Origin of the sequence: Chryseobacterium sp. PTM-20240506 (genome assembly GCF_048296755.1) — a bacterium.
GTDB classification, from domain to species: Bacteria; Bacteroidota; Bacteroidia; order Flavobacteriales; family Weeksellaceae; genus Chryseobacterium; species Chryseobacterium proteolyticum.
This window is the reverse complement of the sequence record NZ_CP182581.1, coordinates 1,126,720-1,145,555: the sequence shown is the minus strand read 5'-3', so window position 1 is coordinate 1,145,555 and position 18,836 is coordinate 1,126,720. Positions and strand designations below refer to the sequence as shown.

At 33.8% G+C, this 18,836-nt stretch carries 20 protein-coding genes; 17 read left to right on the top strand and 3 right to left on the bottom strand.

The window, feature by feature from the left end; translation table 11 throughout:
- Positions 1–42: 42 nt before the first annotated feature.
- Positions 43–1,353, bottom strand: coding sequence for a dihydrolipoamide acetyltransferase family protein (locus ACNFU2_RS05000; protein WP_172278514.1), 1,311 nt, complete (start codon positions 1,351–1,353; stop codon positions 43–45).
- A gap of 63 nt (positions 1,354–1,416) precedes the next feature.
- Complete coding sequence (locus tag ACNFU2_RS04995) at positions 1,417–2,244, bottom strand: SAM hydrolase/SAM-dependent halogenase family protein (RefSeq protein ID WP_273648201.1); 828 nt, start codon at positions 2,242–2,244, stop codon at positions 1,417–1,419.
- 362 nt (positions 2,245–2,606) lie between these two features.
- Here ACNFU2_RS04995 and ACNFU2_RS04990 point away from each other — a divergent pair, with 362 nt between their 5' ends.
- The 4 genes from ACNFU2_RS04990 (at position 2,607) to ACNFU2_RS04975 (ending at position 5,997) form a co-directional block, all read left to right on the top strand.
- Entirely contained in the window at positions 2,607–3,566 is a 960-nt protein-coding gene (locus tag ACNFU2_RS04990; protein ID WP_172278510.1) for a PhoH family protein, read from the top strand.
- Between the two features lie 195 nt (positions 3,567–3,761).
- Positions 3,762–4,259: a hypothetical protein gene (locus ACNFU2_RS04985; RefSeq protein ID WP_172278508.1), complete on the top strand. Its 498-nt coding sequence runs from the start codon at positions 3,762–3,764 to the stop codon at positions 4,257–4,259.
- A 212-nt stretch (positions 4,260–4,471) separates the two neighbouring features.
- Positions 4,472–5,128 carry an outer membrane beta-barrel protein gene (locus ACNFU2_RS04980; protein WP_345988051.1) on the top strand — a complete coding sequence of 219 codons (657 nt, stop codon included), beginning with the start codon at positions 4,472–4,474 and terminating at the stop codon, positions 5,126–5,128.
- Positions 5,129–5,361: 233 nt separating this feature from the next.
- Positions 5,362–5,997, top strand: coding sequence for an outer membrane protein (locus ACNFU2_RS04975; RefSeq protein ID WP_418123967.1), 636 nt, complete (start codon positions 5,362–5,364; stop codon positions 5,995–5,997).
- Positions 5,998–6,063: 66 nt separating this feature from the next.
- On the opposite strand, the gene ffh is transcribed toward ACNFU2_RS04975, so the two are convergent.
- On the bottom strand, positions 6,064–7,425 hold the full coding sequence (ffh, locus tag ACNFU2_RS04970; protein ID WP_172278502.1) for a signal recognition particle protein: 1,362 nt from the start codon (positions 7,423–7,425) through the stop codon (positions 6,064–6,066).
- Between the two features lie 460 nt (positions 7,426–7,885).
- Here ffh and atpB point away from each other — a divergent pair, with 460 nt between their 5' ends.
- From atpB to ACNFU2_RS04905, 13 genes are all read left to right on the top strand, one after another.
- Positions 7,886–9,013, top strand: a complete 1,128-nt coding sequence (atpB, locus tag ACNFU2_RS04965; RefSeq protein WP_411247467.1) for a F0F1 ATP synthase subunit A — start codon at positions 7,886–7,888, stop codon at positions 9,011–9,013.
- 47 nt (positions 9,014–9,060) lie between these two features.
- Positions 9,061–9,279: an ATP synthase F0 subunit C gene (locus ACNFU2_RS04960; RefSeq protein WP_007844726.1), complete on the top strand. Its 219-nt coding sequence runs from the start codon at positions 9,061–9,063 to the stop codon at positions 9,277–9,279.
- 106 nt (positions 9,280–9,385) lie between these two features.
- On the top strand, positions 9,386–9,880 hold the full coding sequence (locus ACNFU2_RS04955; RefSeq protein WP_172278498.1) for a F0F1 ATP synthase subunit B: 495 nt from the start codon (positions 9,386–9,388) through the stop codon (positions 9,878–9,880).
- A 2-nt stretch (positions 9,881–9,882) separates the two neighbouring features.
- Positions 9,883–10,422, top strand: a complete 540-nt coding sequence (atpH, locus tag ACNFU2_RS04950; protein ID WP_172278496.1) for an ATP synthase F1 subunit delta — start codon at positions 9,883–9,885, stop codon at positions 10,420–10,422.
- Between the two features lie 18 nt (positions 10,423–10,440).
- A complete protein-coding gene (gene atpA, locus ACNFU2_RS04945) occupies positions 10,441–12,018 on the top strand; it encodes a F0F1 ATP synthase subunit alpha (RefSeq protein ID WP_172278494.1) in 1,578 nt (525 codons plus the stop codon).
- Between the two features lie 86 nt (positions 12,019–12,104).
- The gene (gene atpG / locus ACNFU2_RS04940; protein ID WP_172278492.1) at positions 12,105–12,968 is read left to right on the top strand and encodes an ATP synthase F1 subunit gamma; all 864 of its coding nucleotides are present in this window, start codon (positions 12,105–12,107) and stop codon (positions 12,966–12,968) included.
- A gap of 105 nt (positions 12,969–13,073) precedes the next feature.
- Entirely contained in the window at positions 13,074–14,432 is a 1,359-nt protein-coding gene (locus ACNFU2_RS04935; RefSeq protein ID WP_172278490.1) for a hemolysin family protein, read from the top strand.
- An 11-nt stretch (positions 14,433–14,443) separates the two neighbouring features.
- Positions 14,444–14,749, top strand: coding sequence for an ATP-dependent Clp protease adaptor ClpS (locus ACNFU2_RS04930; RefSeq protein ID WP_172278488.1), 306 nt, complete (start codon positions 14,444–14,446; stop codon positions 14,747–14,749).
- 130 nt (positions 14,750–14,879) lie between these two features.
- On the top strand, positions 14,880–15,494 hold the full coding sequence (gene udk, locus ACNFU2_RS04925) for a uridine kinase (RefSeq protein ID WP_273648198.1): 615 nt from the start codon (positions 14,880–14,882) through the stop codon (positions 15,492–15,494).
- A gap of 1 nt (position 15,495) precedes the next feature.
- Positions 15,496–15,849 carry an FtsB family cell division protein gene (locus ACNFU2_RS04920; protein ID WP_172278484.1) on the top strand — a complete coding sequence of 118 codons (354 nt, stop codon included), beginning with the start codon at positions 15,496–15,498 and terminating at the stop codon, positions 15,847–15,849.
- Positions 15,850–15,892: 43 nt separating this feature from the next.
- On the top strand, positions 15,893–17,059 hold the full coding sequence (locus ACNFU2_RS04915) for a methylmalonyl-CoA mutase family protein (protein ID WP_273648197.1): 1,167 nt from the start codon (positions 15,893–15,895) through the stop codon (positions 17,057–17,059).
- Positions 17,056–17,496: a DinB family protein gene (locus tag ACNFU2_RS04910; protein WP_418123961.1), complete on the top strand. Its 441-nt coding sequence runs from the start codon at positions 17,056–17,058 to the stop codon at positions 17,494–17,496. Before ACNFU2_RS04915 ends, ACNFU2_RS04910 begins: the two co-directional genes overlap by 4 nt.
- 267 nt (positions 17,497–17,763) lie before the next feature.
- Entirely contained in the window at positions 17,764–18,834 is a 1,071-nt protein-coding gene (locus ACNFU2_RS04905) for a THUMP-like domain-containing protein (protein WP_418123959.1), read from the top strand.
- Positions 18,835–18,836: the final 2 nt, after the last annotated feature.

Below are 18,836 nucleotides of genomic sequence, written 5' to 3'. Positions count from 1 at the left end.
TTTGTATCGTATAACAAGCAAAATTTATTGCTGCTTTAATTTCTAAATTTCTGTATTCAGATCCCAGTTTTGAAGGTAATCATGAACATGTTTTAAGAACATTCCTCCTAAAGAACCATCTACAACTCTATGGTCATAAGAGTGAGACATAAACATTAACTGGCGGATAGCGATTACATCACCGTCTTTAGTTTCAAGTACTGCCGGTTTTTTAACAATAGCACCGATGGCAAGGATAGCTACCTGCGGTTGAGGAATAATAGGGGTTCCCATTAAGTTTCCGAAGCTTCCTACATTGGAAATAGTGTAAGTAGCACCTTGAGTATCTTCAGGTCTTAATTTCTTGTTTCTGGCTCTATAAGCTAAATCATTAATCGCCTTTGCAAGTCCTGATAGTGAAAGCTGATCTGCATTTTTGATGACAGGAACGATAAGGTTTCCGTCCGGTAAAGCCGTTGCCATACCAATGTTGATATTTTTCTTTTTGATGATATTATCTCCATTTACAGAGACATTGATCATTGGATAATCCTGAATTGCTTTTACGATCGCTTTTACGAAAATCGGCATAAAGGTAAGTTTTTCACCTTCGCGTTTTTCGAACAGATCTTTATGCTTATTTCTCCATTTTACAACGTTGGTAACGTCTGTTTCAATGAAAGAAGTAACGTGAGGTGCAATGTGTTTTGCTTTTACCATATTTTCAGCAATGATTTTTCTCATTCTGTCCATTGGAATGATTTCATCACCAGCTGAAACTGATACAGGTGTTACAACAGGAGTTGTTGCAACCGGCTGTGGAGTAGAGGCAACTTGCTGAACAGGTGCTGTCTTTGGCTGGTTTCCTCTGTTATTAACAAATGCTAAAATATCTTCTTTGGTAATTCTTCCTTCTAAACCGCTTCCTTTAATAGATTTTAATTCAGATTCAGAAATGTTTTCTTGTTGTGCAATAGATTTTACAAGAGGCGATAAATAAAGATCTCCTGAGAATTCAACTGTTGAAGTTCCCGTTTTTAATGGTTCTTCAATCGTTTTTAAAGTTTCGGTATCAGGAGCTGATACCTGGGCTTCAGTGATCGTTTCTTCTGTAGCTGTATTTCCGCCTTCTCCTTCAATTTCTAAAATAGCAATGGCTTCACCAACTTTTGCAACTTCATCCTTTTGCTTTAAGATTTTCACAATTTTTCCCGAAACTGGTGTCGGAACATCTGAATCAACCTTATCTGTTGCAATTTCTACTACGGAATCATCTTCCTTTACCTGATCACCCTCATTGAATAACCAAGTGATAATTGTAGCTTCCATAACACCTTCTCCCATGGAAGGAAGCAATAATTTGTACTCTGCCATTTTTATTTTTTAGATTTTGACAAATATATAAAAAAAATCGGTTTTTTTACGGAATATATAATTTTACGAAAATTCTATATAAATATTCCCGCCTACATTCAGTCCAAATAAACTTCTTGCACCATTTTTCTTGCTTCCTTTATAGATAGTAAGTTCCAATAGTTGGCTGTCATTAAAAATGGCTGCGGATTGCCCATGGAATTCGGTTTCCCTGTTCCAGTCTGAAACAACTTCCGTGTGGCTGGAAAATACTTTTGAAAGACTTAAATTCCTGAATTTGATCGTGAAATTTTCATGTCCTTTTCCTGCGGCTTCAAAAAAATCTTTGTTGATATTTGAGATTATGTTTCCGAAATTATCAATATACATCACTTCCCCGATAATCATCTTTTCAGTCTCATTATAGACAGGTTTCGGGAATAGAAGTTCTTTTACACTTTTTATTTTCCGTCCGATTACTTCCGGAAGGCCACTGTTGGCTAAATGTACGGCAGCAGGAACGAAAATATCTGTGGAAGTGAAATTAATGATATCATCAAACCTGTTGTTCAGAGTAATTTCATAAATAGCCTCAGGTTTGATATCAAAAAAAACAAGGCTAAGTAAACCATTATCTGCAGCAAGAAAATAAGAACCATCTGCTTTATAAAGAATATTTTTTCTTGACTTGTGATAAAAACTGTCTACAGACAGAATATGAATAGTTCCTTTTGGAAAATGTTTATACGCGTTCCGTATGATATATGAAGTCTGGATAAGGTTATATGCCTGAATTTCGTGGGTAATATCAATAATATTAACCTCAGGATTTAAAGAAAGAATTTTGCCTTTCATAGCCGAAACCCTGTAATCTAAATTTCCGAAATCAGAAGTGAGTGTAATAATTGACATTTTTGTAGTTGTGGAATAATACTAGTCCTGCAAATTTATTTAAAATAAAGGAAAACTTCGTGCTTATAACTCATAAAAAATAATTAAAAAAGAAGCTTACATGAGTTTAAACCTCCTTTTATTACATTGAATATAATATCTTTTAATACTAAGAAAAAGAATTAAAAAGGTACCACATTATACCTGTTACAAGTGTTTATATAATCAATATTGTGGTACCTTTTAAGAGAATTGATATTTTATATAACTAAGAGTTAGCTAATTGTATTATAAAGGTGTTTAAATGAAAATTGTGGATAACAAAATTAATATAAGTATGAAAAAAAAACTTTAAATTTAGATTCTAATAAAAAAATGCTTACATGTTTGAATTAACATATGATTTGGAAGATATCGATGTGAAAATCTTCTATGGAGTTAATAACCAATATTTCAATTTATTAAAATCAAGCTTTCCGACACTAAAAATTACAGGCAGAGATCACTCTATTTTAGCTAAAGGAAATCAGGAAGCTCTGGATATATTTAAACAAAAACTTGATGATATTGTAAAATTTATTTCAAAAAATAATTCTATTGAACTGAAAGATGTAGAGAGTATTCTCAATATTAAGGATGAGAATGAAAAACATCTGATTTTTGATCAGGATATTATTGTAAAAGGAGTCAATGGTAAAATTATAAAAGCTAAAACGACTAATCTTAAAAAACTGGTTAAAGAAACCGAGAAAAAGGATATGGTTTTTGCTATAGGACCTGCAGGAACAGGGAAAACCTATACCAGTGTTGCTTTAGCAGCCAGGGCTTTAAGAGATAAAGAGGTTAAAAGAATTATACTTACCAGACCCGCTGTAGAAGCAGGGGAGAGCCTTGGATTTTTGCCGGGGGATCTTAAAGAAAAATTAGATCCTTATTTACAGCCTTTATATGATGCTTTAAGAGATATGATTCCTCACGAGAAACTTGAAGGTTTTATGGAGAAGAAAGTTATTGAAGTGGCACCTTTAGCTTTTATGAGAGGAAGAACCCTGGATGATGCTTTCGTAATTCTTGATGAAGCACAGAATACAACCCATGCCCAGATGAAAATGTTCCTTACCAGAATGGGTATGAACGCTAAATTTATTATAACAGGGGATCCTACCCAAATCGATTTGCCAAGAAATCAGCAATCCGGACTAAAAGAAGCAATGAGGATTTTGCATGGTGTAAATGAAATTGGTTTTGTGCATCTAACTGAAGAGGATGTTGTAAGACATCCGGTTGTAAGGAAAATTATCCTGGCTTATAATGACGAAGAGAAAAGGCTTCGAAATGAATAATCAAACATTGGGGGCCGATTTAAATTTGATGGAAATTAATAGGTTTAATTATTCAGCAAGATTAAATTACGCTCACCCTAGTTTAAAATAATTTTAAGCACTTACCTGGTAAGTGTTTTTTTTATCCGTGTTTTAACGGGAGGCAGAATGAAAAATAAACGTTAATTTTGCAGCATCAATCAAAACTATTTAAAAATGAAAAAACTATTATTAGTGGGCGCTTTTGCGCTTTTAGGAAGTGCAGTAAATGCGCAAGAAGGTTTTAAACTAGGAGGACATATCGGAATTCCTGTTGCTGATGCCAGTGATGTTTCATCATTTACTTTAGGTGTTGATGCATCTTATATGTGGAATATTACAAAAGGATTGGATCTGGGAGTTGCTTCAGGGTATTCACATTTCTTTGGAAAGGATAACTTTGATGATTTTGGATTTATTCCGGTGGCTGTTTCAGGAAAGTATAAGTTCTCAGGAGCTCCTGTTTTTGTAGGATTGGATCTTGGTTATGCTATTTCTGTAAAAGACGGAATGGATGGAGGTTTCTATGCACAACCGAAATTTGGATATCAGATGTCTAAAGGTGAATTGTATATAGGGTACCAAAGCATTAGTAACAGACGTGATTTTGGAAGATACAGATCAAGCTGGACAATAGGCGCTGTAAACATCGGATATAATTTCTATTTAAGATAAAATTATTAAAAATTCCGAATTTTAAGGACTCCAATTGCAGAATTGGAGTTTTTTTATTCAAAAATTTGTGAAAAAAATAATATAATATATTAAGTGCATTTTTTTCCTGTAAAAAGCGAGTATTTTTGGATGATATTAATCACGTTAACAAATTTTAATATTAGAGGGACCCTCTGTAAATTTGCTCTCAGAAAGTATTAAAATTTTTTAAAATGAAAAAATTATTATTAGCGAGTGCTATTGCACTTTTCGGTTTATCTAATGCTCAGATTGCTAAAGGTACTACATATTTATCAGGATCTGTTGGTTATTCTCAAGAAGAAACTAACAATGGTAATCTTAAAACAGAAAACTTCAATGTATTACCTACAGTTGGATATTTTGTTAACACAAACTTAGCAATTGGTTTAGGTGTTGGTTACCAAACTGAAAAAACTACAGCTACTACTACTACAACTATTCTTAACACTACAACTGTAAGTGAGAATATCACTAAGAAGCCAGCTTTCGTTGTTGCTCCTTTCGTAAGAAAATACTGGACTTTGTCTGAAAAATTATATATCTTCGGACAATTAGCAGTACCAATGGAGTTCGGAAAAACTAAGTTAGAAAATAACTCAGTATCTACTTCAGGAAATACTACAGTTTCAAACTCTACTTCTAGCGAAGCTAAATACACGCAAATTGGTGTTACTGTGAAGCCAGGTTTAGATTACTTCTTGAACAAGAACTGGTCTATCGAAGCTACTATCGGTGAGTTCGGTTACAACAACTACAAGCCAAAAGATGGTGATGCTACAAACAACTATAACTTCGGATTGAATTTATCTTCTGTAACTTTCGGAGTTAAATATGTTTTTGCTAAGTAATTAGTACATTATTTTACAATAAAAAAAGGTCTGAGCTTGCTCAGACCTTTTTTATCGCTTGAAATTCCTGAAAACAATGGTGTAAAAGAGATTATAATATTGTTTAATTAAATATTAAATAAATGATAAATTTATGTTAAATTTGCCACTTGTAACTTTTTATATCAAATGATAACTAATAATGAGTTCTATTTCCACAAATAGAACCCTGTATAAATTAAATTTTAATAACTATGAAAAAACTATTACTAACTGGTGCTATTGCACTTTTTGGATTATCGAACGCTCAGATGACTAAAGGAGACTGGGTTATCAGTGGAAACACTGGTTTAGGATTTAACAACATTACTACAACAATTAAAGCTGGCGGACAATCGATAGATGGGCCTAAAGTGAGCACTTTTTCTGTATCTCCTTCAGTGGGGTATTTTGTAATTGATAAGTTAGCCGTTGGAATTGACTTAGGTTTTATGAGTGCTACAACAAAATATCAGGGCATCAAATCTAAAACCAATAATTTTTCTGTAATGCCAACTGCTACTTATTACTTTGTTAATGATAGCAAGTTTGTTCCTTTCCTTGGAGCAGGGATCGGATATTCGTCTGTTAAAAATACAGGTGAAGGAAATTTTGGTGATGGTTCAGTTTCATCTGATACTACTACAGATGGTTTGGCATGGAAGGTAAAAGGAGGAGTAACGTATATGGCGACACAATCTTTAGGGGTTAATTTAGGGGTTTCATATGATCAGTTTTCTAATAAAGAAACAATTATGAATACCGATGTAAAAACTAACGTTAAAACTTTTGGAGTTAATATTGGTTTTTCTTACTTCATTAAATCAAAATCTCAGAAATCTGATAAATAATAATCAGTCAGACTAAAAAATAAAACCGGCTCAATTGAGCCGGTTTTTATATTGATTGATGGATTCCTATTTTCCAAACATTCCGCCCATTCCAGGCATATTAGGCATTTTACTCATCATCTGCATCATTTGTTTACCCTGAGGTCCCTGCATCATCTTCATCATTTTACCCATTTGATCAAATTGTTTCATCAATTGGTTTACATCTTCAATCTTTCTTCCTGCGCCTTTTGCAATTCTTTGTTTTCTTTGCGTATTGATAATAGAAGGTCTTCTTCTTTCTTCCGGAGTCATGGAGTAGATAATTGCTTCAATGTGTTTAAATGCATCATCACTGATTTCAACATCCTTAATAGCTTTTCCCACCCCAGGGATCATTCCCATCAGGTCTTTCATATTACCCATCTTCTTGATCTGATTGATCTGCTTTAGGAAATCGTCAAAACCAAACTCGTTTTTAGCAATTTTTTTATGAAGTTTTTTGGCTTCTTCTTCATCGAATTGTTCCTGAGCTCTTTCTACTAAGGAAACAACGTCTCCCATTCCCAAAATCCTGTCCGCCATCCTTTCCGGGTAGAAAAGATCTAGAGCTTCCATTTTTTCCCCTGTGGAAATGAATTTAATCGGTTTTTCAACTACAGAACGGATCGTTAAAGCAGCACCCCCTCTTGTATCACCGTCTAATTTGGTAAGAACAACACCGTCAAAATTTAATGCATCATTGAATGCTTTTGCAGTATTTACAGCATCCTGACCCGTCATAGAGTCTACAACGAACAATGTTTCATGAGGCTTGATGAAATAATGAACAGATTTGATCTCATTCATCATTTGCTCATCAATCGCCAAACGTCCTGCAGTATCCACAATTACAACATCATGGTTTTTTTCTTTTGCAAACTTGATGGCATTTTCAGCAATGGTAGACGGATTGGTAGCTCCTTCTTCTGTATAAACAGGAACCCCTATCTGGCTGCCCAGTACTTTTAACTGATCGATTGCAGCGGGACGATAAACATCACACGCTACCAATAAAGGTTTTTTATTCTTTTTAGTATGTAAATAATTGGCAAGTTTTCCGGAAAATGTAGTTTTACCGGAACCCTGAAGACCTGCAATAAGGATTATGGTAGGTTTACCCGAAAGATTAATACCTTCCTGGGATCCCCCCATTAGATCTACCAGCTCATCGTGAACAATTTTAGTCATCAATTGGCCAGGAGTAAGAGAAGTGAGAACGTTTTGTCCTAAAGCCTTATCCTGAACTCTTTTAGTGAGATCCTTTGCTACTTTATAATTAACATCGGCATCTACCAATGCTCTACGAATTTCTTTTACGGTTTCCGCAACATTGATTTCCGTAATTTTTCCACGTCCGGAAATATTATGAAGCGCCTTGTCTAATTTATCCTGTAAACTATTAAACATATGTGTTATAAATTATAGTCTGCAAAAATAAGGATTTTTTAATAATATATATGATATACATTGCGGAGATTTATTTTGCTTAATAAATTATAATTTTATTTTTGCAAAATGAATATTTGGAATAGTTTAATTATTGTACTTTTAATAATAGTCCTTAATAGTATTGTTTATATAATATTTAAAAGATATTTATATGGCAGACCAGACGCGGGGATGAAATTTCTGGTGGTAAACCTTTCAAAAGATCTTGTATGGCTTGTTATTTCTTTGCTTGTTATTGATAAAACAAAAGCTAATTTTCTATTTATTGTAATTTGCTTTATTATCGCATCGTTCCTTATATACTTATCTATAATAAAACTCATTAACAAATCTTGACTTTTTTGATGATAAAAATCAATTTTTAATATTGGTAAAGTTTAATAAAATCGATATATTTGCACACGATTAAAAAAGAGATATGAACAGAAAAATTTCTTCATTATTTTTCGCATTTTTATTTGTGTTTATTAGTGGTTTAGCTAATGCACAACATGAATCTGAAGGTGAGAAGGCAGCTGAAAAAGTAGAGCATACAGAAGCGGAAAAGGGCTTTAATGCTACCAAAATGATCATGGAACACATTGGTGATTCTAACGAATGGCATTTATGGACTACCAAAGATGATAATGGGGAAGAACATCACGTTTCAATTCCATTACCTGTAATTATTAAAGATAATGAAGGATGGCATACTTTCCTTTCTAACAAGATCGCTCACGGTCATGAACATGATGGATATACATTGGAAGAGGGACAAGTGGTTTCTACTAAAGGAATTGAAAAAGCAACTTTGTTTGCATTAATAGGTGGGAAACAAAAATCAGATAATGTTTACTTTGATCTTTCCATTACTAAAAATGCAGCATCAATGTTCTTATCAGTGATTTTTATGCTGGTAGTATTTATTGGAATGGCAAGAAACTATAAGAAATCTCAGCTTCCGACAGGTTTTGGAAAAATAATGGAGCCTGTGATCGTGTTTATCAGAGATGAGGTAGCAATCCCGAATATCGGATCAGTTAAATATAAAAGATATATGCCTTATTTATTAACAGCATTTTTCTTTATCTGGTTCAATAACCTTTTCGGATTGGTTCCTTTCTTCCCTGGAGGATCTAATCTTACTGGTAACATTGCAATCACTGCTGTATTGGCTGTTATTACCTTATTGATTACTTTGTTCAGTGCTAATAAAGATTATTGGAAACATATCTTTATGCCGCCGGTACCGATCTTATTATATCCTATTATGGTTCCGATCGAAATCATTGGTATCTTTACAAAGCCTTTTGCGTTAATGATGCGACTTTTCGCTAACGTTACTGCAGGTCACATTATGATCTTGGCTATTATATCTTTGATCTTTATTTTTAAATCTCCGTTTTTAGGATTTGCATCAGTACCATTAGCATTATTTGTTTCTGTATTGGAATTATTGGTAGCTGCCTTGCAAGCATATATATTTACAGTATTATCAGCACTATTTATCGGTATTGCTGTAGCAGAACATGAGCACGAACATGGTCATGAAGAACACGCTCACTAATAGAGCATTATTTTTAAAATAATTTTAACTAATATAATTTATTTATTATGGATTTATCAACTGGAGCAGGATTAATTTACGTAGGAATCGGTTTAGCAGTACTAGGAGTAGGTCTTGGTATCGGTAAAATCGGTGGACATGCAATGGATGCTATCGCTAGACAACCAGAACAAGCTGGTAAGATTCAAGGAGCAATGCTTATTGCTGCTGGTCTTATTGAAGGTGCTGGTCTTATCGCGATCATCTTTGGTGCTTTCATCAAGTAATTTATCCTCAAAAGAGAATATTCTTAGCAGTGAAGCGGTTGGCTGCTGCTAAGAATTTTAAAAAGATATCCATAAAATTATCACATTAAAAAAAGAATTTACAGATATGGGAATTATTGAACCTGGAATTGGACTTTTGTTTTGGATGACGCTTACTTTTGTTATCCTGTTGTTTCTTTTAGCAAAATTCGCTTGGAAACCAATCGTTAATGCAGTAAATGACAGAGAAACTTCTATTGTTGACGCATTAAATCAAGCTAAATTGGCTAAAAAAGAAATGGAAGATCTTAAAGCTGATAACGAAAGAATCATTCGTGAAGCTAAAATTGAAAGAGATGCTATCCTGAAAGAAGCAAGAGAAATTAAAGATAGAATTGTAGGAGAGGCTAAAGATGTTGCTAAAGCTGAAGGAGATAAAATGATTGAAGCAGCTAAACAAACTATTGAGACTGAGAAAAATGCTGCAATGGCAGATATTAAAACTCAAATTGGTGCTTTATCTGTAAATATCGCTGAGTCTATCTTAAAACAAAAATTAGATAACAACGAAGCTCAGAACGAGTTGGTTCAAAATTATTTAAACAAATCTAACCTTAACTAATAATGCTTACATCTAAAGTAGCTAAAAGATACGCACAGGGTTTGCTTGATTTCACAAATGAAACAGGGCAAACGGCTACTGTATTTTCTGAAATGAAAGATGTGGTAAAGCTGATGTCAGTATCTGCGGATCTGAACAAGTTTTTCCTTACACCTTACATTGATGCTAAAAAGAAAATAGAAGTAGCTGATGAGATTTTCAAAGATTTGTCACTTTCTTCGCAGAATTTAATCAAATTGGTTATCAGACAAGGTCGTGAAAGCCAGTTGAAGAATATCGCTCAGGAATTTATCAATAAAGTAGAAGATGTTAATGGTGTACAGAGAATCACTTTAACTACTGCTACTGAGCTTTCAAAAGAAAATATTGATCAGATCTTAGGATCTACAAACCTGGTAAAAAATACTTCAAATTTTGATTTGAAGGTTAATGTAAATCCTAAGATTTTAGGGGGTTATATTTTAAGAGTAGGAGACCAGCAGATCGATGCATCTGTTAAAAGCAAACTTAATCAGGTTAAAAAAGATTTTCAATTAAATTAAGACAAAAACAACCATACAATGGCAGAAATAAATCCGGCAGAAGTATCTGCGATCTTAAAACAACAATTGGCCAACTTCGACACTCAATCTAACGTTGAGGAAGTAGGTACAGTTTTAACCATCGGTGATGGTATTGCTCGTGTATACGGGTTAGAAAACGTACAATACGGAGAGTTGGTTAAATTTTCTAGTGATGTAGAAGGTATTGTACTTAACCTTGAAGAGGACAACGTAGGGGTTGCACTTTTAGGAGAAAGTAAATTAGTAAAAGAAGGTGATACAGTTAGAAGAACAAACAGAATTTCTTCAATTAAAGTAGGGGAAGGTATGCTAGGAAGAGTAGTAGATACTCTTGGTAACCCTATCGATGGTAAAGGTCCTATTACAGGGGATTTATACGAAATGCCATTGGAAAGAAAAGCTCCTGGAGTTATCTTCAGACAGCCTGTAACTGAGCCTCTACAAACAGGTATCGTTGCGATCGACTCTATGATCCCTGTAGGAAGAGGACAAAGAGAGCTTATCATTGGTGACAGACAAACAGGTAAAACGACTGTTGCTATTGATACGATCATCAACCAAAAAGAATTTTTTGATGCAGGGAAACCTGTATATTGTATATATGTTGCAATTGGACAAAAAGCATCTACAGTAGCTCAGATCGTTAAAACTCTTTCTGATAAAGGAGCTTTAGCTTATACTGTAATTGTTGCCGCTAATGCATCAGACCCTGTTCCGATGCAGGTGTATTCTGCTATGGCAGGTGCTTCTATCGGTGAGTATTTCAGAGATACAGGTAGACCAGCTCTTATCGTTTATGATGACTTGTCTAAACAAGCTGTTGCTTACCGTGAGCTTTCTCTTCTATTGAGAAGACCACCGGGACGTGAAGCTTATCCTGGAGACGTTTTCTACCTTCACTCAAGATTATTGGAAAGAGCTGCAAAGGTGATCGCTGATGATAACATCGCAAGCCAGATGAATGACCTACCTGAATCTTTGAAGCCTTTGGTTAAAGGGGGTGGTTCATTAACTGCACTTCCTATTATCGAAACTCAGGCTGGTGACGTTTCTGCGTATATTCCTACTAACGTAATTTCAATTACAGACGGACAGATTTTCCTTGAATCTGATCTATTCAACTCTGGGGTTCGTCCTGCAATTAACGTAGGTATCTCCGTATCAAGGGTAGGGGGTAACGCTCAGATTAAATCAATGAAAAAAGTGTCTGGTACATTGAAACTTGACCAGGCTCAATATAAAGAACTAGAAGCGTTCGCTAAATTTGGTTCTGACTTAGATGCATCTACTTTAGCTGTAATCTCTAAAGGGGAAAGAAACGTGGAGCTTCTTAAGCAGCCGGTTAACTCTCCACTTCCGGTAGACAGCCAGGTAGCAATGATCTATGCAGGTACTGAGAACTTGTTAAGAAACGTTCCTATCAGAAAAGTGAAAGAATTCCAGGCGGAATATATCGCTTTCTTAAGATCTAAGCATCCTGAAACGATGGCTGCTATTAAATCTGGAAAAATTGATAACGAAATTACAGACGTTCTTAAGCAAGCTGCTAACGATCTAGCTTCAAAATATAATTAAAAAATTAGTTGATGGTTTTTGGTTGATAGTTGACAGAAATTTCTAAAACTAGCAACCAACAACCGACAACCAACAACTAACCCAATATGGCAAACTTAAAAGAAATACGAGGAAGAATCAGTTCAATTTCATCTACGATGCAAATTACACGTGCTATGAAAATGGTTTCTGCTGCGAAACTTAAAAAAGCACAGGATGCAATCGTGATGTTAAGACCTTATTCCGAGAAACTACAAGAAATCATTCAGAATGTAAACTCTAGTTCAGATCCTGATCAGGTTTCTATATATGCTCAAAAGAGAGAGGTTAAAAGAGTGCTTTTTATCGCTGTAACGTCAAACAGAGGACTTGCCGGTGCATTTAACTCATCTATTGTAAAAGAGCTTAATATTCAGTTTCAGAATAATTCTCAATACGATATTGAAGTTCTTACAATCGGTAAAAAAGCATATGATGCTGTAAGAAGAAGCCGTACTGTATATGCTAATGAAAGTGCCGTTTTTGATAATTTGAACTTTGATGCAGTTTCTAACCTTACAGAAGGGGTTATGAACAGCTTTAAGGAGGGTAAATTTGATGAGATTTATTTAATTTATAATAAATTCATTAATGCTGCTACTCAGGAAGTAACCAAAGAGCAACTTCTTCCTATCCTGATGCCTGAAACTACTGAACCACAAGTAGAAACAGATTATATCTTTGAACCTAACAAGAATGAAATTTTGGATAACCTTATTCCAAAATCTATAAAAACTCAGGTTTTCAAAGCTGTTTTAGATTCAGTGGCATCTGAGCATGGAGCTAGAATGACTGCGATGCATAAAGCAACAGATAATGCCCAGGCTTTGAAGAATGATTTGGTAATCTTCTATAACAAAGCGAGACAGGCTGCTATTACAAACGAAATCCTTGAGATCGTTTCGGGAGCAGAAGCTTTGAAAAATTCATAAGAAAAATATTTAGTAAAATATTAAAGCATCGAGTATATCGATGCTTTTTTTTGTTATTTTTATTTTCTATATCTTTGTAAAACTAAATTTTATATAATTTTCTAAATGGACTCGGACATAGTCAGGCTTTTGCTAGCCTTGTTTCTTGTATTACTTAATGGCTTTTTCGTAGCCGCTGAATTTTCAATTGTTAAAGTTCGTTATTCGCAAATTCAAATTAAGGCCGCAGAGGGGGACTCAATGGCTAAACAGGCAGAGCACATCATAAAACATCTTGATGAATATCTTTCTGCAACACAATTAGGAATTACATTAGCTTCACTTGCCCTGGGTTGGGTAGGAGAAAGCGCATTACACCATATTGTAGAGAATATCTTTATATCTATCAATTTTCAATTAAGTGCTGCTTCAGTTACTTCTATATCGTTAATCATCAGTTTTGTTCTTATTACGATTATGCATATAGTGTTTGGAGAATTGATTCCCAAATCCATTGCAATCAGAAAATCAGAAGCTACCACGATGGCAACTGCTGTTCCTTTGAGGATCTTCTATACGATTTTCAAACCTTTTATCTGGTTGATGAATTCCATGTCGAACGGGGTTTTAAGATTAATGAAAATCCATCCCGCATCTGAGCAGGAAATCCATTCTACAGAAGAACTTCAGCTTTTGGTAAAACAAAGTGCTGATAGCGGAGAAATAGAAGAGGAAAACTATGAGATTATTAAGAATGCGTTTGATTTTACAGATCACTCTGCAAAGCAAATCATGGTTCCCCGACAGAATATTACATCAATAGATTTTGAGGAAGATATCAACGATATTATCAATAAAATTATGGATAGTGGTTATTCCAGAATTCCCGTATATATAAACTCTATTGATAACGTGATCGGTATTCTCTATACAAAGGAGATTATCAGAGAATTTGTTAAAAGAAAAGGTGAGCTGAATCATGAAGATCTGAAAACCCTTATGCGTGATGCTTTCTTTGTAGTGGGGAGTAAAAAGATTTCCGATCTCCTTAAGATCTTCCAGCAGAAAAAGCAACACCTGGCAATTGTTATTGATGAATTCGGTGGTACCGAAGGTATTATAACACTTGAAGATATCCTCGAGGAGCTGGTGGGAGAAATTCAGGATGAGGAAGATGACGAAGATAAAATTGTTGATAAGATTGGAGACAACATCTATTGGGTTCAGGCTACACAACCTCTCGAAGAAATTAATGAATTCCTGCCTAAAAAATTGGCTCCTTCTGAAGAAAGCGAATATAATACATTAGCAGGATTTATTCTCCACGCATTAGAAGATATTCCTGTGGAAAATCAGGAGTTTGATATTGAAAACTACCATTTTAAAATTCTAAAAATGAATAATAAAAGCGTTGAGCTGGTAGAATTGGTGTATGAAGGTCCAAATGTTATCAATGATTTGGCGGATAAATTAGGGGAAGTTTAAATAATTCTAAAATGATTTTTTATAACAGTATAAAGGATTACGAAAATCCAAAACGCCAGTACGAGGAAGAAGTTCTCGTGTTGGAAGAAACGGATGATGTGTATAAGCTGATTGTACATAATGATGATGTACATACTTTTGATTATGTGATCGACTGCCTTGTGGAAATTTGTAAGCATACATTTGAGCAGGCTGAGCAATGTACGATCCTGATTCATTATAAGGGCAAATGCACTGTAAAAACAGGCTCTATGGATGTACTGAAGCCTATGCATGAGAAATTGATTTCAAGAGAGCTGACAAGCGAAATAGTATAACAAAAACACCGGTATCATTGCCGGTGTTTTTATTTGTATGTGCTTTCCATATAATTTAAAGATGGAATTACTTTACTTGCATTCAAGTAAAATAGTATATTTGTACCAACTATATAGAAACTCAAAAAGAATGCTTGTAATAGGAATTGCAGGAGGAACTGGATCCGGCAAAACTACAGTTGTGGATAAAATACTCCAACAGCTTGATATCGAAGGAATGAACATCTTGTCACAGGATAATTATTATCATGATAACCATAATCTTACATTGGCTGAAAGGGAAGCTTTGAATTATGATCACCCGAAGTCTATAGATTTTGAACTGATGTTAAAACACGTCAAAGCTTTAAAAAATAATGAGCCCATTGAACAGCCCATTTATAGTTTTGTTACGCATTCCAGAACCGGAGACCATGTGACTGTAGAACCTAAAAATGTATTGGTTGTGGAAGGTATTTTAGTTCTTACTAATAAAGAGCTGCTGAAAGAATTTGATTTGAAAGTTTTTGTTCATGCAGATTCTGATGAGAGGCTGATCAGAAGAATTAGAAGAGATACCCAGGAAAGAGGTAGAGATTTAAGTGAAGTTTTACATCGCTATCAAACTACTTTAAAGCCAATGCATCAGGAATTTATTGAACCTTCAAAAAATGAGGCTGATCTTATCATCCCTAATATGAAGCAAAATTCTGTAGCGATTGATTTTTTAACTACTGTGATAAAAAACTCGTTGAGAAAACACTAAAATGGCAAATAAATTAATTAAAGACATCCAACCGAAATCCGAAGTCGTTAAACTGCTTCAGAAATACATTGTAAACAGGTATTTTATTACTATCTGTTTGTTTTTAGTGTGGATGATTTTCTTTGATAAAACATCATTTCTGGTAATTAATGAGCTCAATGGTGAGATCAGTAAATACCAGGAACAATTGCAGTATTATAAAACGGAATATGAAAAAAATGATACTTTTTATAAAAAGCTCATGAATAATAAATCTGAAAAAGAAAAATACGCAAGAGAAAATTATTTTATGAAAAAACCTGATGAGGAAATCTTCATTCTTGTTGTGGATAGCACTAAAATATCGAAGAAATAAAATTCATAAAATAAAAGCTCTTAATCCTATAACTTTCCACTAAATGTCAAATATTAATACCCTTCCTGATTGGGAAAATTTAGTAAAAAAGCAACTTAAAACAGAAGATATCTACACAATTCTGAAAAAAGAAAATCTAGAAGGAATTGTAGTAAAACCTTTCTATAATTCTGTACCACAGCTTTTGGTCAATCTTCCCAAAGTTGAAGAAAGCACTCATTTGGTTGCCCAGTACCATGAAAGTCTGGAAGATGATGTTTTTGCATTTCTTTTAAATCAGAATGTTGAAAATTTAGAAGGAAAAACCATTTTCGTTAATAATAAAGATCTTGCAGAGCATATCAGCCCAAAGGATGAAGATCAATACTTTTCGCTGATTGATGTATTTAATGAACAAGATGGAATAATTAATGATCAGTTGGCCAGGGAGCTATTAGCTAAAGATTTCAGAAGAAATATTTGTATAGATATTTCTCTTCATCAAAATGCAGGAGCTGCAATTTATCAGCAACTTGGAATAGCATTAGCAAAAACGAAAGAACTTATTGAAGTTTTTGGAGCTGAAATCTTAGATAAATTGATTTTTAAAATTGCCGTAGGAGGAAATTATTTTTTTGAAATGGCAAAGATAAGAGCATTTAAACTCATCTTTAACCAGCTTTCAAAAGAATATAACCTTAACGAAATCCCTTATATTTTTGTTGAAACTTCATTAAGAAATAAAGCAGTTTCGGATAGTGAAAATAATCTTATCCGTTCCACATTGGAGCTTGCCGCAGCAATGATTGGTGGTGCTGATGCGGTTTATAGCAATAATTATCTTGTAAGCAGAAGTACGGATAATTCAGAGGAAATTTCTTTCAAGCAACAGATCGTGTTGGCTTACGAAAGTATCATTAATGTTTTTGAAGATGCTGCCAATGGGAGTTATTATGTTGAAGATCTCACACGACAAATTGCAGAAAAATCCTGGGGTCTGTTTTTGGAAATAGAAGACGGGGGTGGCTATCTGGAATTAATCAGACAGGGAGTTATTCAGAAAAAAATCTATCAGCACGCTATTGAAGAGCAGAAGTGGGTGGAAGAAGGAAAGATCAAATTAATAGGAGTGAATCTTTATCCAAAATTGGAAGCTAAAAGATCAATTGATGAATTGTATTCTGAAAAAGAGATAAAGCCTGTACGTTGGGCGGAAATGTTTGAATTATGATCGATAAGCTAGTTGATTTATTTGAATATACACATCATTATAATCAGAAAATAATTAAGCTGGTTAAAGATTATACGCCGAAAATAGATGAAAGAACTATTGCATTAATCAATCATACGATTAATGCTCAACAAATCTGGAATGCAAGGATATTGGGAGAAGAAACTTTCGAAGTCTGGCAGGTCAATCCACTTGAAGATCTGGAAGAGATCAATCACCAGAATTTTTTAACAAGTATTCAGATTGTTCAGAATTTTAGTCTTGATAACCGAATAGGATATCAGAACTCAAAGGGGACAAAATTTGAAAATAGTGTCTTTGAAATGCTTTTCCATACAATCAATCATTCTACTTATCACAGAGGGCAGATTAATTCTCTATTAAAGCAAAACGGTATTGAGCCGTTATTAACAGACTATATCTTTTATAAAAGGTAATTTTATATTATTTAAAGCTGTAGTATTCTTCTCTATCGATCTACTTGAAATTAACAGGCTTAAAACTCTAAATTTTAGTTGGTTTCACTACTGATTGCATTGCTAAATTGCTAAAAGGATATTTAGAAAAATAAATGGAAATTTAGAATATTAAAAAATTAAACATAAACATCTTGTATATTAGGGAAATCTGTGGTTGAAATATTAAAAAAAGAGGTTCAAAATTTTATAAATGCAAATCTGACTACGGATTTACATTCATTATTATTGAAAAAATCGCCATTTGCTGAAGTTAGCATGCAGGAAATCGTTCATCAAATAAAGGGAAGACAAGTTGCTTTAAAGAAATTTCCTTTTTTATTACGTGATGAAATTATATTTCCTCCTCAGCTCAATATGGAACAATCGTCTTCTGAAAAAACAGCGATTTATAAATCAACTTTGATAAGTGGGAAAAAATTCATTGACCTTACCAGTGGCTTTGGAATTGATGCCTACTATCTGTCACAAAATTTTGATGATATAGTCTTAGTAGAACAAAATACTGAACTTTTAAAAATAGTTGAACATAACTGGTCGGTTTTAAATAAAAAAGCCAAATTTATTAATCTAAAGCTTGAAAATTTTCTTGAGCAGAATAAAGAAGTTTTTGATGTTACGTATTTGGATCCGGCCAGAAGAGATAGTAGTAAAAATAAAGTTTTTCTTTTAGAAGATCTCTCACCCAATATTCTTGAAATCCAGGATCATTTACTATCCATTTCAAATAAGGTAGTAGTAAAACTATCGCCACTGATTGATTTAAAATATCTTCTCTCTGTATTAAAGAATATTTCAAGAATTGATATTATCGCATTAAAAAATGAGGTAAAAGAGGTTGTCGTATTTCTAACACATGATGAGCCTGAAAAAGTCATGTGCCATTGTATCAACTTAGATAGTGGAGAGTCGGACTTTGTATTTCAATTGGGTAATGAAGAATTTGTTCATTCAGAATATTCCGAACCAGAGCGTTTTATATATTTGCCAAATAACTCCATTTTAAAAGCAGGTGCGTTTAATCTTATATCTGAACGATTTTCCTTAAAAAAACTTCATCCCAACACTCATATCTACACTTCAACAGAGAAAATTGAAGGCTTTCCGGGAAGAGTTATGGAAATGGAAGTTATTGGAAATAAGCAGATTAAAAAGAAGGAGCAATTTAATATCATTTCAAAGAACTATCCTTTGAAACCAGATGAAATCAAAAAGAAATACAACCTGAAGGATGGTGGAGAAAGATATCTTATTTTTACACAATCCAAAAAAGGTAAAATTATTTTAAAATCAGTGTAAAA

Excerpts from the sequence above, each read along its gene's own strand:
- udk (WP_273648198.1), top strand. The coding sequence starts at position 14,880 with ATGCTTGTAATAGGAATTGCAGGAGGAACTGGATCCGGCAAAACTACA.
- ACNFU2_RS04930 (WP_172278488.1), top strand. The coding sequence starts at position 14,444 with ATGATTTTTTATAACAGTATAAAGGATTACGAAAATCCAAAACGCCAG.
- atpB (WP_411247467.1), top strand. The coding sequence starts at position 7,886 with ATGAACAGAAAAATTTCTTCATTATTTTTCGCATTTTTATTTGTGTTT.
- ACNFU2_RS04920 (WP_172278484.1), top strand. The coding sequence starts at position 15,496 with ATGGCAAATAAATTAATTAAAGACATCCAACCGAAATCCGAAGTCGTT.
- ACNFU2_RS04955 (WP_172278498.1), top strand. The coding sequence starts at position 9,386 with ATGGGAATTATTGAACCTGGAATTGGACTTTTGTTTTGGATGACGCTT.
- ACNFU2_RS04910 (WP_418123961.1), top strand. The coding sequence starts at position 17,056 with ATGATCGATAAGCTAGTTGATTTATTTGAATATACACATCATTATAAT.
- atpG (WP_172278492.1), top strand. The coding sequence starts at position 12,105 with ATGGCAAACTTAAAAGAAATACGAGGAAGAATCAGTTCAATTTCATCT.
- ACNFU2_RS04985 (WP_172278508.1), top strand. The coding sequence starts at position 3,762 with ATGAAAAAACTATTATTAGTGGGCGCTTTTGCGCTTTTAGGAAGTGCA.
- ACNFU2_RS04960 (WP_007844726.1), top strand. The coding sequence starts at position 9,061 with ATGGATTTATCAACTGGAGCAGGATTAATTTACGTAGGAATCGGTTTA.
- atpH (WP_172278496.1), top strand. The coding sequence starts at position 9,883 with ATGCTTACATCTAAAGTAGCTAAAAGATACGCACAGGGTTTGCTTGAT.
- ACNFU2_RS04990 (WP_172278510.1), top strand. The coding sequence starts at position 2,607 with ATGTTTGAATTAACATATGATTTGGAAGATATCGATGTGAAAATCTTC.
- ACNFU2_RS04915 (WP_273648197.1), top strand. The coding sequence starts at position 15,893 with ATGTCAAATATTAATACCCTTCCTGATTGGGAAAATTTAGTAAAAAAG.
- ACNFU2_RS04980 (WP_345988051.1), top strand. The coding sequence starts at position 4,472 with ATGAAAAAATTATTATTAGCGAGTGCTATTGCACTTTTCGGTTTATCT.
- atpA (WP_172278494.1), top strand. The coding sequence starts at position 10,441 with ATGGCAGAAATAAATCCGGCAGAAGTATCTGCGATCTTAAAACAACAA.
- ACNFU2_RS04975 (WP_418123967.1), top strand. The coding sequence starts at position 5,362 with ATGAAAAAACTATTACTAACTGGTGCTATTGCACTTTTTGGATTATCG.
- ACNFU2_RS04995 (WP_273648201.1), bottom strand. The coding sequence starts at position 2,244 with ATGTCAATTATTACACTCACTTCTGATTTCGGAAATTTAGATTACAGG.
- ffh (WP_172278502.1), bottom strand. The coding sequence starts at position 7,425 with ATGTTTAATAGTTTACAGGATAAATTAGACAAGGCGCTTCATAATATT.
- ACNFU2_RS04935 (WP_172278490.1), top strand. The coding sequence starts at position 13,074 with ATGGACTCGGACATAGTCAGGCTTTTGCTAGCCTTGTTTCTTGTATTA.
- ACNFU2_RS05000 (WP_172278514.1), bottom strand. The coding sequence starts at position 1,353 with ATGGCAGAGTACAAATTATTGCTTCCTTCCATGGGAGAAGGTGTTATG.